Source organism: Desulfuromonas versatilis, from assembly GCF_019704135.1.
Classification (GTDB): Bacteria; Desulfobacterota; Desulfuromonadia; order Desulfuromonadales; family NIT-T3; genus Desulfuromonas_A; species Desulfuromonas_A versatilis.
The window spans coordinates 341,147-357,507 of the sequence record NZ_AP024355.1 but is presented as its reverse complement, the minus strand read 5'-3'; the positions used below and the strand labels follow the sequence as shown (position 1 = coordinate 357,507).

Annotated in this window: 12 protein-coding genes; 5 read left to right on the top strand and 7 right to left on the bottom strand. The window is 66.9% G+C overall.

Features of this window, described 5'->3' with window-relative positions:
- Positions 1-51 precede the first annotated feature (51 nt).
- From DESUT3_RS01560 to DESUT3_RS01535, 6 genes are all read right to left on the bottom strand, one after another.
- A complete protein-coding gene (locus tag DESUT3_RS01560) occupies positions 52-2,883 on the bottom strand; it encodes a hsp70 family protein (RefSeq protein WP_221250719.1) in 2,832 nt (943 codons plus the stop codon).
- Positions 2,884-3,128: 245 nt separating this feature from the next.
- Entirely contained in the window at positions 3,129-4,994 is a 1,866-nt protein-coding gene (locus DESUT3_RS01555) for an Hsp70 family protein (protein WP_221250718.1), read from the bottom strand.
- 95 nt (positions 4,995-5,089) lie between these two features.
- A complete protein-coding gene (locus tag DESUT3_RS01550; protein WP_221250717.1) occupies positions 5,090-5,737 on the bottom strand; it encodes a DUF2760 domain-containing protein in 648 nt (215 codons plus the stop codon).
- A 170-nt stretch (positions 5,738-5,907) separates the two neighbouring features.
- Complete coding sequence (locus DESUT3_RS01545; RefSeq protein ID WP_221250716.1) at positions 5,908-8,301, bottom strand: polyamine aminopropyltransferase; 2,394 nt, start codon at positions 8,299-8,301, stop codon at positions 5,908-5,910.
- Positions 8,298-9,029 (bottom strand): protein-L-isoaspartate(D-aspartate) O-methyltransferase, encoded by a 732-nt coding sequence (locus DESUT3_RS01540; protein WP_225911596.1) that lies wholly within the window; start codon positions 9,027-9,029, stop codon positions 8,298-8,300. The genes DESUT3_RS01545 and DESUT3_RS01540 overlap by 4 nt, the downstream gene beginning before the upstream one ends.
- An 83-nt stretch (positions 9,030-9,112) precedes the next feature.
- Positions 9,113-9,472, bottom strand: coding sequence for a DUF3135 domain-containing protein (locus tag DESUT3_RS01535; RefSeq protein ID WP_221250715.1), 360 nt, complete (start codon positions 9,470-9,472; stop codon positions 9,113-9,115).
- 200 nt (positions 9,473-9,672) lie between these two features.
- Between DESUT3_RS01535 and DESUT3_RS01530 the strand changes: the two genes are divergently transcribed.
- From DESUT3_RS01530 to DESUT3_RS01515, 4 genes are all read left to right on the top strand, one after another.
- Entirely contained in the window at positions 9,673-11,349 is a 1,677-nt protein-coding gene (locus tag DESUT3_RS01530) for a sensor histidine kinase (protein ID WP_221250714.1), read from the top strand.
- Positions 11,346-12,056, top strand: coding sequence for a two-component system response regulator BtsR (gene btsR / locus DESUT3_RS01525; protein ID WP_221250713.1), 711 nt, complete (start codon positions 11,346-11,348; stop codon positions 12,054-12,056). The genes DESUT3_RS01530 and btsR overlap by 4 nt, the downstream gene beginning before the upstream one ends.
- 120 nt (positions 12,057-12,176) lie before the next feature.
- Positions 12,177-13,604, top strand: coding sequence for a carbon starvation CstA family protein (locus tag DESUT3_RS01520; RefSeq protein WP_221250712.1), 1,428 nt, complete (start codon positions 12,177-12,179; stop codon positions 13,602-13,604).
- A gap of 314 nt (positions 13,605-13,918) precedes the next feature.
- Positions 13,919-14,782, top strand: coding sequence for an EamA family transporter (locus DESUT3_RS01515; RefSeq protein WP_221250711.1), 864 nt, complete (start codon positions 13,919-13,921; stop codon positions 14,780-14,782).
- Positions 14,783-14,830: 48 nt separating this feature from the next.
- Here the strand turns inward: DESUT3_RS01515 and DESUT3_RS01510 are convergent, their stop codons facing one another.
- On the bottom strand, positions 14,831-15,019 hold the full coding sequence (locus DESUT3_RS01510) for a hypothetical protein (protein ID WP_221250710.1): 189 nt from the start codon (positions 15,017-15,019) through the stop codon (positions 14,831-14,833).
- 414 nt (positions 15,020-15,433) lie between these two features.
- Between DESUT3_RS01510 and DESUT3_RS01505 the strand changes: the two genes are divergently transcribed.
- Entirely contained in the window at positions 15,434-16,357 is a 924-nt protein-coding gene (locus DESUT3_RS01505) for a response regulator (protein ID WP_221250709.1), read from the top strand.
- Positions 16,358-16,361 lie beyond the last annotated feature (4 nt).

Here is a 16,361-nt window from a genome sequence, read left to right as displayed (position 1 = left end):
AAAAACCGGTTGAAACGGCGAGTGCTCGCCCAAGTGATGAGGGCGCGGGGTTCAATCCGCCTGGGGCTCATTCCCGGCTTCGCGCACCAGGATCAACCCGCCGGGGAGCGACTCGCCGAACTGGCGCACCCGGTCGGCGTCCTCCACCGGCACCATCTCCCGAACCACCTGCAGCTCCTCGGGGCGGGCGCCGGCCTCCTTCAGCTTGTCGAGAACCTGCCGACGCAGTTCGGGATCGAGGTCGATGCCGCGGCGGTCGGTGCGGCGGGCGGCCTGGGCGAACAGCGGCACCAGGGGGGCGTAGGCCGGGTCCTTCCAGTCGAGGTCGCGCACCTGGCCGAAGAGCTTTTCCACCTCCTGGGGGGGCAGGATGGCATCGGGGCCGGCGTAGAGCGGGGTGCGCGAGAGCAGCCGGCCGAGGGCCCAGGCACTGGGGAGCTTGTTGCGGACTTTGGCCTTGCGCAGGGCCCCGCCCAGCTGCTTGACCAGCTGCAGCTTGAGATCGAGGCGGACCCGCTCCAGCGAGCCGACCAGGTAGAGCACCTCCTGGGTCTGCTCGGCCAGGGCCGGCAGCTGGGGCAGCAGCTTGGCGAGGATCTTCTCCTGGCGCCTGGCGTTGAGCCCCCCGGCGGCGCGCCGCCAGAGCAGGTACCACTGGACCTGCACCCGCTTCTCCCTGGGGAAGGCCATCCCCATGTCGTAGAGCCGCCACAGCTCCTCGATGCGCGACTCATCGAGGGCGAAACCGTAGCCCGGGCGCAGGGCGAAGCCGGCCAGGTAGAGCCAGGCCTCCTCGTGATCGACGCTGCGGCTGCGGCGGGTCATCCCCTGGGCAATGGTTGGCCACAAGGCCCGCAGGGTGGCGCCGTCCCATTCGTCGCGAGTACCACCGAGGGTTTTTTCCAACTCGCGCATCAGTTGGCGCGGCTTGAGGTCGGGCAGCTCGGGGTCTTTTTTCTTGCCGTAGAGGGCCAGCACCAGGGCCTCGGCCTTTGCCAGCTGGGCCCTGGGGACCAGCGGTTCCTCGACCACCTCCTGCTGCTCCTCCTGGCCGATTGGCTTGCGCAGGTTGAAATCGAGGCGCCAGCGGCCGGAGCCGTCCTTCTCCACGCAGTAGAGCTGCAGCAGGCCGATTTCGTTGAGGGCGCACTCGAGGGTCACCCGCAGCCGGTTGTTGGCCGGCTTGGGGCGCTCGGGGGGCAGGTGAATGGCGGTCTGCAGCTGCGGCAGGGGATGGAACTGGTCCTCGCGCCAGGGGATGACCTCGCCGGCGGCATCTCCCGTGCGGCGGTTGGAGAAGAAGCACTGGAAGCGCACCGGCTGGTTGACCAGCAGGTCGAACTCGGCGTTGTCGATGCGCACCGACTGGTTGGCCTCCATCCCCTTGGGCAGCACGCAGACCAGCGACGAGCTCTTTTTCCCCCGCCCGCCCCGGGTCACCTCCAGGTAGAGGGCGTGGGCGTGGCCGCCGGCGATGCGCTGGCCGGCCTCGGGTCGCTGCAGGATGTAGCCGTAGCGGGCCGCACCGCGGGCCACGGCCAGGGCCATGGCGTCGTTGACCAGCACCATCGGCTCCCGGCCCCCCTGCCAGCCGGTCAGCAGGTCGGTGAGCCGCCGGCGCAGAAACGCCGGGGTGACGCTGCCGCCGTTGTAGAGCACCGCGTCGATCCGCTGACCCTCGAGAAAGGCGGCCAGGTGGCGGGTGGCGGCGGTGTCCTCGGCGTAGGGCAGGCCCCATTCGCGCAGCCCGCCCCCCTTTTTGCGCGGCCGCTCCTCGGCGGTGCAGGCCGGGAAGAATCCCTCCAGCACCGTCTGCCGCACCTCCTCGGCGCTGACCTCGGCCGACAGGGTCGAGGCGAACAGCCCCGCCCCGCTTCCCGCCAGGGTCACGGTGAAGCGCGCGCCGGGCTCGGGCGCCCCCTCCCCCTCGTCGCGCAGGATCCGCTCCTTGAGCTCGCGGGCCTGGACCAGCAGCTGGTTCCACTGCCCGCCGGAGAGCTTGGTCCTGCCGCCGGTCAGCTTGTGCTCGAGCAGGTAGGCGAGGGTCAGGTCGATGTTGTCGCCGCCGAGCAGCAGGTGCTCGCTGACCGCCACCCGGTTCAGCGAAAGGCCGGTGGGGGATTTGCGGTCGCCGCGCACCTCGAACAGAGAGAGGTCGGTGGTGCCGCCGCCGATGTCGAAGACCACCACCCGCGCAACCTTGTCCGGCACCGTTTCCAACAGATCGAGCAGGGTGCTGATGTTTCGGCCCCGGCCGAGCCAGTCGTAGAAGGCGGCCTGGGGCTCCTCGATCAGGCGGATGGTCTGCGGATAGCCGGCCTGCTGGGCCGCCTCGAGGGTCAGCTGCTGGGCCGCCTCGTCGAAGGAGGCCGGCACGGTGACCACCACCTCCTGGTGCTCGAAGCGCCCCCGCGGCTCGGCGGCCAGCGGCGAGCGGTCCCAGGCCTGCTTGAGGTAGGCGAGATAGGCGCTGCTCGCCCGCACCGGCGAGAGCCGCTCGGCAGGAGGAACGTCCTCGGAATGCCAGGGAAGGATCGGCGCGGTGCGGTCGATACCTCCATGGCAGAGCCAGGACTTGGCCGAGTGGATCACCCGCCCGGGGGTGTGGGCCATGCGGCCGCGGGCGAAGGCCCCCGGCACCCAGCCCCCCTCGAGGGCCGGGGCTTGGCTGGTCTCGGCGGCAAAGCCCGCCTGGCGCTCGGCGGCGGTGGCCAGGTAGTTGAAAGAGGGGAGGGTCTCGCTCTCCACGGTGCTCGCCGGGGTCTCCCACTGGGGGACGGAAAGCACCTGCGGGCCGCGCTCGGGGGCGCGGGTGTCGAGGTAGGCGAGGACACAGTTGGTGGTCCCCAGGTCGATGCCGATCAGGTAACGGGATTGGGTCATGGGAAAATCTTTAAAGTAATAGAAAAGATGGACTCGCAAAAACCATTTTCTCACCACGAAGCCACGAAGAGCACGAAGAAAAACTCAATCAAATCAAACCCTTAACTTCGTGTTCTTCGTGCCTTCGTGGTAAATTCAGATTTTTTCGATTTTGTCAAAAACAAGTTTTGTAGGTTGGGTTAAGGAGCGTAGCGACAACCCAACAACAAGGGACGAGGCCAGAATCCGTTGGGTTTCGCTTCGCTCTACCCAACCTGCTGGGCATTACCCCGCACGTTGAATTCGAGCTTCCACTGCTGCCCGCTGGCTTCGTGGCGCATCCACAGCTCCAGGGTCCCCAGCGGGGTCACCACCGAGTGCAGGTGCACGGGGATCATCTCGCCGCCGCGCCCCTCGAGGGGCGGCAGGGTCATCTGCAGGCTGGCGGTCTCCTCCAGGTCCTCCTCGGCGTCGACCACCGCGCCGACCTCGTCGCCGGCACGCACGCTGGAGGAGAAGAAGCGAAACTCGACCTGCTCGCCGGTGATCAGGCCGAACTCCCGTCCCGGCAGGCCGATCTCGCTCCCCTCTTCCATCCCCTGGGGGACCACGCAGAGCGCCTTGAGCGGCGGGGTGAGCCCCGGCACCGCCGGCATCGAGGATTCCAGGCCGATGTAGTAGGAGCGGGCGGTCCCGGCCTTGATGCGGATCCCCTCGCCGGAGAGCCGGGTGCGGGCGTAGACCGCCGCGCCCTTGGCCACCGCCAGGTCGAAGTTGGACTCGGGCAGCTCGGCCACCGCCTCGCCGCCGTTCCACCCGGCCAGCAGCTCGAGGATGCGCTCCCGCAGCGCTTCGGCCTTGAAGACGCCGCCGTTGAACAGCACCGCCGTGGGGCAGATGAAGGGCACGCCGCCCCCCTCGCGGACACGCCCCGCCACCAGCTTGGCGAGGCTCTCGTTGCCCTGGGTGTTCTGAAAACTGCGCGCCAGGAAGAAGGCCAGGTGCTTGCTCAGCGCCGGGTCGGCGGCGTAGTCGAGGCCGAACTCCTGCAGGCCCAGGGCCCGACGCCGGGCCGGGTGCTCGTGGATGCCGGTGCGGGGGAAATAGCCGTCGAGTACCACCGCATCCACGGTCTCGTGGCGCAAGGCGGCGGTGATGGTGCCGGCGAACAGGCTGGCGCCGCGGCTGGCGATGGAGATGGGGAATTCGGCCAGGGCGGCATCGGCCAACAGCCGCTCCTTGCCCACCCGGCAGGAGTGGACCAGGGAGAGAAACTGCCAGTTGTCGAGCTTCTGGCCTTTCTGTTCCAGTTCGGCGCGCAGGGCGTAGGCCAGGGCCAGGTCCATGTTGTCGCCGCCGAGCAGGATGTGGTCGCCGACGCTGACCCGCTCGAGCTGCAGATCGCCGCCCTGCTCGGAGACCGCCACCAGGGAGAAATCGGCGGTGCCGCCGCCGACGTCGCAGACCAGCACCAGGTCGCCGGGGCTGACCTGCTCGCGCCAGGCATCGCCCGACTGGGCGATCCAGTAGTAGAAGGCGGCCTGCTGCTCCTCGAGCAGGGTAACCTGCCCCCAGCCGGCCTCCTCGGCCGCCAGGTGGGTCAGCGAGCGGGCCACCTCGTCGAAGGAGGCAGGGACGGTGACCACCACCTCGCAGGCCGCCGGGTCGATGTCCTCGCCCCGTTCGGCGAGCTGCCGCTGCAGGGCCAGGCGCAGATGCTCCAGGTAGCGCACCGCAGCCTGCAGGGGCGAGAGCTTGCGCGCCTCGTCCAGCTCGGCCTTCCAGGGGAGGATCGGCTTGAGAGGATCGACGTGGGGGCTGCACAGCCAGCTCTTGGCCGAGCTGACCAGCCGGTCGGGGAGCTGCGCCCCGTGCTCGCGGGCGAACTGCCCGACCAGCCCGGCGCCCGGCTCGGCTTCCGCCCAGGGGAGCTGTGCAACGGCGCTCTGCGCCTCCTTTTCCAGCGGCAGGTAGACCACCGAGGGGAGCAGTTCGGCCTCCCCCACCGCCTGGAAGGAGAACAGCTGGGGCACAGGCAGGACCTCGGGCGCCGCCCCCTCCCCGGCCGGCGCCAGGGCCAGCGCCGAGTTGGAGGTGCCGAGATCGATGCCGACGGCGAAACGTTTAGCCATGGAACTACTTCCTTATTTGCTGAGCACCTGTCTGGGACCAATCACTCTCCTCCCCCTTCAAGGGGGAGGGGGGTCCAGGCCGAAAGCCTACAAACCTACGCGATCTCCACCTCCGCCGGCGCGATCACCTCGCGCGCCGCCGCCTCGCGGGCTGCCTCGCTGATCCTGGGCAGCGAGACGCGGGCGGTCTTCCAGCCGCGGTGCAGGACCACCCCCTTGTAGGGGGGCTGCTCGGGGACCTTGCCGACCAGGCGGTAGGCGGCGGCGTCGAAATCCCCCGACAGGGTGAGTTCCTCGCGCTCCTCGCCGCCGTGCACCGGCTTGATCTCGAAGGCCGACTGCAGCACCTCGCGGCATCCCTGGTGCACCACCCTGGCGGCGGCGCCGACCTGCTCGTTGGAGTAGGGGGTGATGTCGTCCATGACGAAATCGACCAGCCGCCCCTTCTCCTGCAACCGGGCCAGAAACTGCACCACCCCCGCTTCGACGGCGGCCTCCGGAGCCACGGCGACAGCCGGCGCAGCGGGTGCCGGAGCGGCGGCGCCGCGCTTGATGGCCAGCAGTTCCTCCTCCTCGGTCTTGCGGATGCGGCGGCGGATCAGGTAGAAGGTTTCCAGCACGAACAGCACCCCCAGCAGGGCCGAAACCGCCACCTGCAACGCCGGCACGTAGCGCGGCTCGAGGGGATAGAAGAAAAGAACGTTGGCCAGGGCCAGGATGATCAGCGTCAGCAGCAGATCCATGTGAATGCTCCCCCTGTGAATGGATAAGGGACCGACGGGGTCCCGATGTAGACAAATGCCTGAATCGGTGCGTCCTGACCGGACTCACGGAATCGGGGATGAGAAAAACTTATAACCCAAAAACGCAAAATCGGCAAACCGCTTGAAATGCCTTGGCGAAAAAACCCGCCTCAGAGCGTCTGCCGCCTTGCCCTTCCCTGGCCAGCCGCCAGGGCCGCGGTCAGATAGGCGGTGACCGCGGTCAGCAGCACCGCGGTAAACCCCGCCTCCACCGCCAGCAGGGTGGCCAGGGCCGTGCTCACCACCGACAGGCAGCCGTTGATCCCCCAGGCCCAGGGGACCGCCTCCTCCCTGCGCCCCGCCAGGGCACGCAGCCCAAGGGGGAAGGGGAGTCCCATGGCGAAGGCCGGCGGGGCGAGCAGGGCCAGCGTGATCAGCACCCGGTACACTGGCGCAAGGTGCAGAGTGTTTTCGAGAACCGGCGGCAGCGCCAAAGAATAGAGCAGCAGCAGGGCCCCCACCAGGGCCGCGGGGATGGCGGGGAGTTCGCGGGAGCCGGGCAGGCGGGCCGAGAACAGGCTGCCGCCCCCGGAGCAGACCAGCAGGACGCCGATGACCGCCGCCGCGGCATGGATGGGATGGCCCAGGTAGAGGACGAAACGGTGGATGAGGGCCATTTCCACCAGCATGTAGCCGATCCCCAGACCGCCGAAGTAGACCAGGGTCGCGCCGCGCCGGCCGCCGCGCCAGCCCAGCCGCACCAGCGGCAGCAGGATCAGCGCCGCCGAGGCCAGGGCCAGCAGCAGAAGGGCCAGCCAGGCGATGAGATAGCCCATCTCCAGAAAGGGGAAAGTCCTCGCCCCGAACAGCCCGGCCAGTTCGGACAGGCTTTCCCAGCGCAGGAACTGGGAGAAGAAGGGGCGGTCGTCGCCGGGGACCGAGAGACGGAAGGGGTAAGTGGCGGCCAGCCGGTCGCGCCGGGCGGAAACCGCCTCATCGAGCAGCCTGAAGAACTCCTCGTCCTCCAGCCGGTTGTGGGCGGTCCGCTCGCCATCCTTGAGCTCGGGCAACAGCGCCGGGTCGAACAGCAGGCGCTTGCAGAAGGCCCTGAGTTTGGCCACATCCTCGGCGGTCAGGGCCGAGCGCTTGACGCAAAAGGTGAGGGTTCCCCAACTGCGCACCGCGGCCAGGTGCTGGGCCGGCGGGCCGAGGCCGGCTGCCTCGATGGCCTCGGCGAGGGTCGCCGCCAAACGCAGCGGGCTGCGCGGCGGCTGGTCCATCCAGACGGTGACCGCCAGCAGGCCGTCGGGGGTCAGATGCTCGAGCATCTGCAGCAGGGCCTCGCGGGTCAGCAGGGGCTGCTCCTGCAGGGCGAACAGCCCGGCGCCGCCGCCGAAGGACCCCACGGCGGGGAGCTGGATCAGGTCGTAGCGGGTCCCCTCAGCGGCAAGGAAGGTGCGCGGGGCGCCGAATACCTGGTGAAAGCGAGGATCGGCCGGCTGCTGCCCGCGCGCCAGCTCCACCGCGGCCCGGTGCGGCTCCACTCCGGTCACCCGGCGCGCCTCCCGGGCCAGGGCCTGTTCCACCTCCAGGCCGGTCCCCGAATGCAGCACCAGCACCTCGCGGGGAGTGGCAAGCGCATAGGGGAGCGCCCCGGTGGTGAAATCGAGCAGGGTCGCTCCCTGCTTGATCGGGCCGGTGGGCAGCGCCCCGAACCAGTTGCCGTTGACGAACACCGCGGGCCCCGCAGGGACCTCTCCCCTGAAGGCGAGGCTCAGGCCCGGGGCATGGCGCAGGGCCGGGGATTCCACCACCTGGACCAGGCCCTGGGCACTCGGCCGGCTGGCGAGGATCTGCGCCCCGGGCAGCTCGAGGGTGTGCCGCAGGTCCTTGTACTCGGAGAGGGCCAGCGGCGGCGGGTTCAGCAGGAACAGGCCGAGCAGCGCCCCGGCCCCGGCCACCACGGCCAGGGGCACCGACGGCCGGCGCCGCGGCAGCAACAGGAGCGCCGCGAAAAGGACGAACAGGGCGGCCGCCGCCGGCTGGTATGGCGGGTCGAGCCGCTCCAGCAGCAGGATCCCGGCCAGCCCGCCGAGGCCCGAGCCCAGCAGGTTGGCGCAATAGAGCCCGCCGACCCCTTCCACGTGGCGGACGAAGACCAGTCCCAGAACCAGGGCGGCGAGCAGAAAGGGGGCGGTGACGGCGAGGATCACCACCGCCAAATGGCCCAGCTGCGCGGGGTCGAGAAACACCAGGTAGGTGTCGAAGCGGGCCGCCGGCCCCTGTACCAGCGCCACCGCCAGGGGCATGGCCGCGGCAGCGCCGGCGCTCAACAGCGGCAGCAGTTTTTCGCAGCAGGCCAGAAACCGCTCGCGGAAAAGCGCCAGCAGGGTACCTGCCGCGCCGAAACCGAGCAGCGCCACCGAGATCACCAGGTAGGCGAAATGGTGCCACTGGGTGATGGAGAGCACCTGCATCAGCACCAGCTGAAAGGCGATCAGCCCCACCGAGAGCAGGGCGATGGCCAGGTGCAGGCGAAAGGTGGGGCCGGCGGATAAGTTCATGACTGCCTGCGGAAGGGGACGAAGCGCACCGGGAACAGGCTGCGGGTGGTGACCTTGCCCCGCCGCTTCTCCACCAGCATCAGGGTCTGGACCAGGAACGGCGAACCCACGGGAATGATCATGCGCCCGCCCTCGGCGAGCTGCTCGAGCAGGGGCGGCGGGATGAATTCCGCCGCGGCGGTCACCAGGATCGCGTCGAAGGGGGCCTGTTCTGCCCAGCCGAAATAGCCGTCGGCCTGGCGCACCCTGACCTTGGCGTAGCCGAGCTCGGTGAGCCGTTTGCCGGCACTTTCCGCCAGCTCGGGGATGATCTCGACGGTGAACACCTCGGCGCCGGTCGCCGCCAGCACCGCCGCCTGGTAACCGGAGCCGGTGCCGATCTCGAGGATGCGCCGCCCCGGCCCGGGATCGGCCAGCTCGGTCATGATCGCTACGATGTAGGGCTGGGAGATGGTCTGGCCGTGGCCGATGGGCAGCGGCCCGTCCTCATAGGCCCTGGCCCGGTAGGACGGCGGGACGAACAGGTGGCGGGGCACCTCGGCCATGGCGCGCAGGGTGACCTGATCCTCGATCCCCCGGGCGGCAAGCTGGCTGCGCACCATCTCGCTGCGCAGGGCAGCGCTGGGATCCTGGGCAGCAGACGGCAGAGCAGTGGCCAACAGCAACACCAACCCCACCACTCCAGGACGAAACCCGGGGCGGGCCAGGCGCAACAGCCGCTGGAGCATCCCCGCCCAGGCGTTATCGCCATGTCGAGGCTCCCGAGCGCCCGGCCGCCGCGGCACTGGCCTTGATGAATCGGTGCGCAGAATCAGGACAGCCCCCCCCCGCGCCTCATGGGCAGAACCTGCGCCGACCGCCTGGACTTTTCGCGCTCGGCGATGACGCCCAGTGGATCGTTGAGCACCCGCCGGAACTCTGCAAACTGCTCCCAGAAGATCTCCACCATCACGTTCATGCGAACCAGCGGATCGCGATAGCGGCTAAGGCGCGCGTCGAGCTGGAACTGGATGCCGTAGGCCCGTTCGCGGTGCTCGGGGGGAAACTCCTCAATAGTGGCGCGGATCAGCTCCCGTGCCGCCACCTCGAAAGCGGCAGGGTCCCGTTGATAGAGGCCTGCCAGCCTTGCCAGGGCCTGGTCGGTTTTGCTCCCGCGGATCGCCGTCCCCATGATCGTTCATCCTCTCTGGTGTTTTACCGCTGGCGTCGATTAAATTATATCCGATACACCTCTTCTGGCCAGCCCCCACTCATCCGGCTGTCCTGGGGGGGGGGCAAAACCCCTTATAATCTCCCCCACCTCTGCGGCAACATGCTAAAATGGCAGGAAAACTCTATACCGTCACCGCTACGGGCCCCGGGAGAAGCCGCATGAAACTGATCCTCACCCTGCTCCAGCAGATGAGCGTCTTTCTGGTCATCGCCTATCTGTTCACCAAGAGCCCTGCCTTCCGACCACTGACCAGCGAGTCGCTGCAACCGCGCCACAAACTGATCCTCTATTTCGTCTTCTCCGCCTTCTCCATCATGGGGACCTACTTCGGCATGCCGGTGCAGGACGCCATCGCCAACACCCGGGCCATCGGGGCGGTGCTGGCGGGCCTGATCGGCGGCCCGCTGCTGGGGACCGCGGTTGGCCTCACCGGTGGGCTGCACCGCTACACTCTGGGGGGGTTCACGGCCTTCTCCTGCGGGGTCTCCACCACCCTCGAGGGGTTCATCGGCGGGATGTTCTTCCTCTACCTGACCCGCCAGGGGAGCGACCGGGACATCTTCAACCCGAAGGTGGCCTTTGCCGCCACCTTTGTCGCCGAAGCGGCGCAGATGCTCATCATTCTGGCCCTGGCCCGCCCCTTCAGCGAGGCCCTGGCCCTGGTCGAGGTCATCGCCGCGCCGATGATCCTTGCCAATTCGGTGGGGGCGGCCCTGTTCATCAGCATCATGCGCGACCAGAAGCAGATGTACGACAAGTTCGGCGCCATCTTCTCCTCCCGCGCCTTCCAGGTCGCGGAAAAGACCCTGGAAATCATGGGCCGGGGCTTCAACCGCGAGACCGCCACCGAGATCGCCCAGGTCATTCACCAGGAAACAGGGGTCGGCGCGGTGGCCATCACCGACCGGGAAAAGATCCTCGCTTTCACCGGACACGGTGCCGACCACCACCTGCCCGGCAGCCCGGTCGGCAGTTCCCTGACCGCCCAGGCGATCCAGGAGAACCGGGTGATCTTCGCCGACGGCATCCACCAGCCCTTCACCTGCTCCCTGGCGCGCGGCTGTCCGCTGGGCTCCTCGCTGGTGGTGCCGATCCGTATCGACAACGAGGTGATCGGCACCATCAAGCTCTACGAGCGAAAAAACAAGCTGTTTCTCAATATCAACCGGACCCTCGGCGAGGGGATCGCCAACCTGCTTTCCGATCAGCTGCTGCGCTACCGCTACGAGGAGCAGAAGAACCTGCTGGTCACCTCGGAGCTCAAACTGATCCAGGCCCAGGTCAACCCCCACTTTCTGTTCAACGCCCTGAACACCATCATCGCCATCATCGCCGAGGACGCCGAGCGGGCCCGCGACCTGCTGCTGCACCTGTCCAACTTTTTCCGCAAGAATCTCAAGCGCTCCGGCGACCTGGCCACCCTGGAGGAGGAGATGGATCACGTCAATTCGTACCTGACCATCGAGAAGGCCCGCTTCGAGGAGCGCCTGGTGTTTGAAAACGAGATCGACCCGGCGCTGCTGCAGGTCCGGCTGCCCACCTTCACCCTGCAGCCGATCATCGAGAACGCCGTCAAGCACGGGGTTTCGGCCATATTCGGCGTGGGGGTGATCAAGGTGGCCGCCCACAGGGAGAACGACAGGATCGTCATCTGCGTCGAGGACAACGCCGGCACCTATTGCCAGGAGATCAAGAACGGAGGATTGGGGATGAACATCGTCGACAAGCGGATCAAGAACCTCTACGGGCAGCAATACGGGGTCGCCGTCGCCTGTGAACAGGACCGGAGCACCCGGGTGCAGATAATCATCCCCGCCGCCGGAGATGCCCCATGATCCGCGCCCTGATCGTGGACGATGAGCTGCACGCCCGCAAGGAACTGGCCAAGCTGCTCGAAAAAACCGGCCAGTTCGAACTGGTCGGCCAGTGCGCCAACGCCGTCGAGGCGGTCAAGGCCATCAACAGCCAGCGCCCCGATGTGGTTTTCCTCGACATCCAGATGCCGGTCATCGACGGCTTCGAGATGCTCAGCATGATCGACCGCGAGATCATGCCCCACGTGGTCTTCGTCACCGCCTACGACGAGTACGCGATCCGCGCCTTCGAGGAAAAGACCCTCGATTACCTGCTCAAGCCGGTGCACCCCGAGCGGCTCGCCAAGACGGTGGAAAAGCTCCTCGAGCACCTCATTTCGGACACGACCCGCGACTACGACACCGCGCCGCTGACCCGCATCCCCTGCATCAAGGGGGGCAACATCAAGCTGATCCCGGCCGAAGTGGTAGAATACGCCTACTCGGACCCTTCGGGGGTGCACGTGGTGGTGGCGGGCGAGGCGTTTTTCACCGACCTGACCCTCAAGGCCCTCGAGGAGCGCACCGCGCTGCTGCGCTGCCACCGCCAGGCCCTGGTCAACATCGACGCCATCGACCAGGTCAGCCTGCAGGAGGGGGGCGGTGCCGAGATCCGCACCCACGGCGGGCAGACCATCCCGGTGAGCCGGCGCAACCTGCGCGAATTCAAAAAGGCCCTCGGCATCTGAACCGTTCGCCGAGGATTAACGACCGTTCGCCCGGCAATACCGCCGTTCGGCCATATCAAATTCCCTTGCGGACCCCTCCTCCTCTAGACTGAAGCTAAACCAAAGCCTAGGAGGTGTCCAATGCTCTACTTCTTCGCCTGTGTCGCCCTGCTGATCGCCGGCTACTTCGTCTACGGCAAGCTGGTCGACAACATTTTCGGCCCCGATCCCAACCGCCCCACCCCGGCCGTCACCCTCAACGACGGCGTCGACTACGTCGAGATGTCGCCGAAAAAGATTTTCCTGGTCCAGCTGCTCAACATCGCCGGCCTGGGCCCCATCTTCGGCCCGATCCTCGGCGCCCTGTACGGCCCCTCGGCGCTGATCTGGATCGTCATCGGCTGCATTTTCGGCGGCGCGGTCCACGACTACTTCTCGGGCATGCTCTCGATGCGTCACGAAGGGCGCAGCATCCCCGACGTGGTCGGCAAGGAGCTGGGCTTCGGTTTCAAGCAGTTCATGCGCCTGTTCTCCATCGTGCTGCTGCTGCTGGTCGGCGTGGTCTTCGTGCTCGGCCCGGCCAAGCTGCTCGGCAGCATGACCGGTCTCGCCGTTCCGGCCTGGGTGGCGATCATCTTCGGCTACTACTTCCTGGCCACCATCCTGCCCATCGACAAGATCATCGGCCGCATCTACCCGCTGTTCGGCGCCGTGCTGATCTTCATGGCCGTCGGCCTGACCGCGGCGCTGATCTACAAGGGCTACAACTTCTACCCCGAACTGACCCTGGCCAACCTGCACCCGAAGGAGCTGCCCCTGTGGCCGCTGATGTTCATCACCATCGCCTGCGGCGCGATCAGCGGCTTCCACGCCACCCAATCGCCGCTCATGGCCCGCTGCGTAACCAACGAGAAACTCGGCCGGCCCCTGTTCTACGGCTCGATGATCGGCGAAGGGATCATCGCCCTGATCTGGGCCACCCTCGGCATGGCCTTCTATAGCGGCTCCACCGGGCTCAACGCGGCCCTCGGCCAGGGCGGCCCGGCTTACGTGGTCAACGAAATCTCCACCACCCTGCTCGGCCCCGTCGGCGGCCTGCTGGCCATCATCGGCGTGGTCATCCTGCCCATCTCCTCGGGCGACACCGCCTTCCGCAGCGCCCGGCTGATCATCGCCGACTTCATCAACCTGCCGCAGAAGGTCGCCACCAAGCGCCTGCTGCTGGCCGTGCCCCTGTTCGTGGTCGGCTTCCTGATCTCCCGCGGCGACTTCGGCGTGATCTGGCGCTACTTCGGCTGGGCCAACCAGACCCTGGCCACCATCGTGCTCTGGGCCGCCGCCGCCTACCTGGCCAAGGAAGCCAAGCTGCACTGGATCGCCTCGCTGCCGGCCACCTTCATGACCGCCGTGGCCACCACCTACATCTTCGTCGACAAGATCGGCTTCGGGCTCTCCCTGCAGGTCTCGACCATCATCGGCATCGCCGCCGCGTTGCTGAGCCTCGGCGCCTTCCTCGCCAAGTTCCGCAAGGGCGCCCTGGCCCTGGAGGCCGAAGCCGAAAGCGCCTGATTCGGCCGCAAACAGCCCCCCCCCGCCGCCTGACAGCGGCACCGCCCCCGGGACGCAAGTTCCGGGGGCTTTTTTTGTAGGGGCAAACCTGGGTGTTTGCCCGGGCCCTGAAACATCTGCGTAGCGGAGGGGCCCTGCGTCAGCAGGCGAACTCAACGGGGGTGCCCTTTGGGGTCCACCCCTTTGGGCAAGCAAAGGGGTGGGCGGCGTCAGGGGCCGCGTCCCCTGGGTTTTGCCCTTTCAGCCATACTTCCTGCCGTGGCCAACCCACCCTAAATTGGCTACACTTGGATCAACCTGCCAAGGGACTTCCCATGACCTGGATCGCCCTCTCGCTGTTCACCGCCTTCTTCGAGTCGGCCAAGGACGTCTTCGGCAAGCGTGGCCTGCGCAACAGCGACGAGTTCGTCGTCGCCTGGGCCTGGCGCTTTTTCGCTCTGCCGTTCCTGCTGCCGCTGCTGCTGGTGATCGAAATACCCTCCCTCGATCGCCCCTTCTGGTGGGCCCTGGCGGTGAGCGGCGGGCTCAACGCCGTCACCAGCGTCCTCTACCTCAGGGCGATCCGCCTCTCCGATCTCTCCCTGACCGTCCCCATGGTCACCTTCACGCCTATGCTTCTACTGCTGACCTCGCCGCTGATCCTCGGGGAGCGCCCGGGGCCGCTCGGAGTGCTCGGCGTACTGTTGATCGTGCTCGGCGCCTATCTGCTCAATGTAAAACAACGCGGCCTGGGCCTGCTCGCCCCGTTTCGGGCGCTGCTCGCCGAACCAGGCCCGCGCCTGATGCTGCTGGTGGCGGCAACCTGGAGTGTTACCGCCAACGTCGACAAGATCGGCCTGCAACACTCCTCTCCCCTGTTTTGGGCCATCGCCGTCAATCTGACCATCACCCTGCTGCTTTTGCCCCTGGCGGCGCCGCGCCTGCGCCGGGATCGGGCGCGGGTGCGCGCCAACCTGGGCAACCTGCTGGCCATCGGCGCCTGCGGGGGCCTTACCCTGATCTGCCAGATGACGGCCATCAGTCTGACGCTGGTTCCCTACGTGATCGCCATCAAGCGCACCAGCACGCTTATGAGTGTGGGTTGGGGGTGGCTGCTGTTCGGCGAGAAGGGTATCGCCAATCGGCTGGCCGGGGTGGCGGTGATGGTGCTAGGGGTGGTGTTGATCAGCCTGTCCTGAGATACAGCGGAGGCCCCGCCCAGGCTAAACCGGCGCGGTCCCGCCTCGCTAATCTCTCAGGTCGGCCCGGATATAGGCGCACAGGCCGCCCAGCACCATGGCGGCGATGCCGACGAAAATTGACCAGTAGGCAAGAATGGTGGAAAAGGCCCGGGGAGCGAGCATGGAGAACATGAAGACCGGCGAGAGAATAACCAGGAACACCAGGGTCAAAATGCCGAGCAAGATTTTCTGCATGGTTTCCTCCGTGCTGAAAGGAGGGATGCTATCCGTCTGTTGCTGCCATTTTACCGCATTTGCCGATATCTCGTATTTTTCGCCGTCGGCCCGGCCAGAGGCGGGAGGATCTTGAGGGGCCCCAGACAGCGGCAGATTCCGACACGCATCGCGTCGGGCCCCTGACATGACTCTGGTAAGGGGTAGGTCAGGCCCCAGTCCCGGCAGACGAACGGGAATCCTGCAAAAAAAATTTTCTCGTTTTTTTCAGATGGCTTGTGTGGTTTTAATCTTTTCGGAGGAGATTTTTTTGCTACCAGCAGACCACTTTGGCCCGAACCTTGATATCCCCAGGATTCCAGCAGGGGGCAACCCGCTCCCCGGCGACAAATGAACATCCATCACCACAAATGAGCAAGCTCCGGAGGTATCAATATGGTCAAGCGCAAGCGGTTCGGGGAAATCCTTATCGAGGCCGGCATCATCACCGACGCGACCCTGCAGGCAGCCCTGGTCAGGCAGAAGGCCTGCGGCAAGCGCATCGGGCAGATCCTCGAGGAGACGGGCAAGATCACCGAGAAGGCCATCGCCATCGTCCTGGCCCGGCAGTTCGGTTTGAAAACCGTAAAAAACCTGGCCGCCCGCAGCTGCACCCGTGAAGTGCTCTCCCTCATCGACCGTGAAACCGCCTTTGAGCATCTCGTCTTCCCGCTCAAGCGGGAACACAATGTCCTCTTCGTCGCCATCACCAACCCACTCGACCTGGCGACTCTCGACAGCCTGACCTTTCGCACCGGATTGAAAATCGTTACCCTGGTCACCACGCCCAGCGAAATCCAGGGAGCCATCCGGGCCCACTACGACGGCGGCGGCGGCCTCCCACACCAGGACGAATGGACGGTTCTGGTGGTGGACGACCAGGAGTTTTTCCGCACCGTCACCAGCGTGACCCTGGAAAAGGAAGGGTATGCGGTTCTCCAGGCCAAATCGGGGCTCGAGGCCCTGAAACTGGCCCGCGAACATTCCCCCCAGCTGATCCTTCTCGACATGATCATGCCGCGCATGGACGGGCCGCAGACCTTTCGCGAGCTCCAGGTCTATCAGGACACACGGCGCATCCCGGTCATCGCCATGACCGCCCGGGCCACCCCCGAGCAGGAAGCCGCCGTGCTGCAGGCGGGGTACTTCGATTTCATCGCCAAGCCGATCAACCCGCTGCGCCTGACCGCCAGGGTCAACCGGGCGATCCACACCGTCTACGGCCCGGCCCCCTGGAAAAACGGGCAACCGGCCGGAATGCCGAGCGAACTCCAGCCGGCCGGATATCCGAACCTGAGGACCGTGACCGGCTGGGCCTGATCCC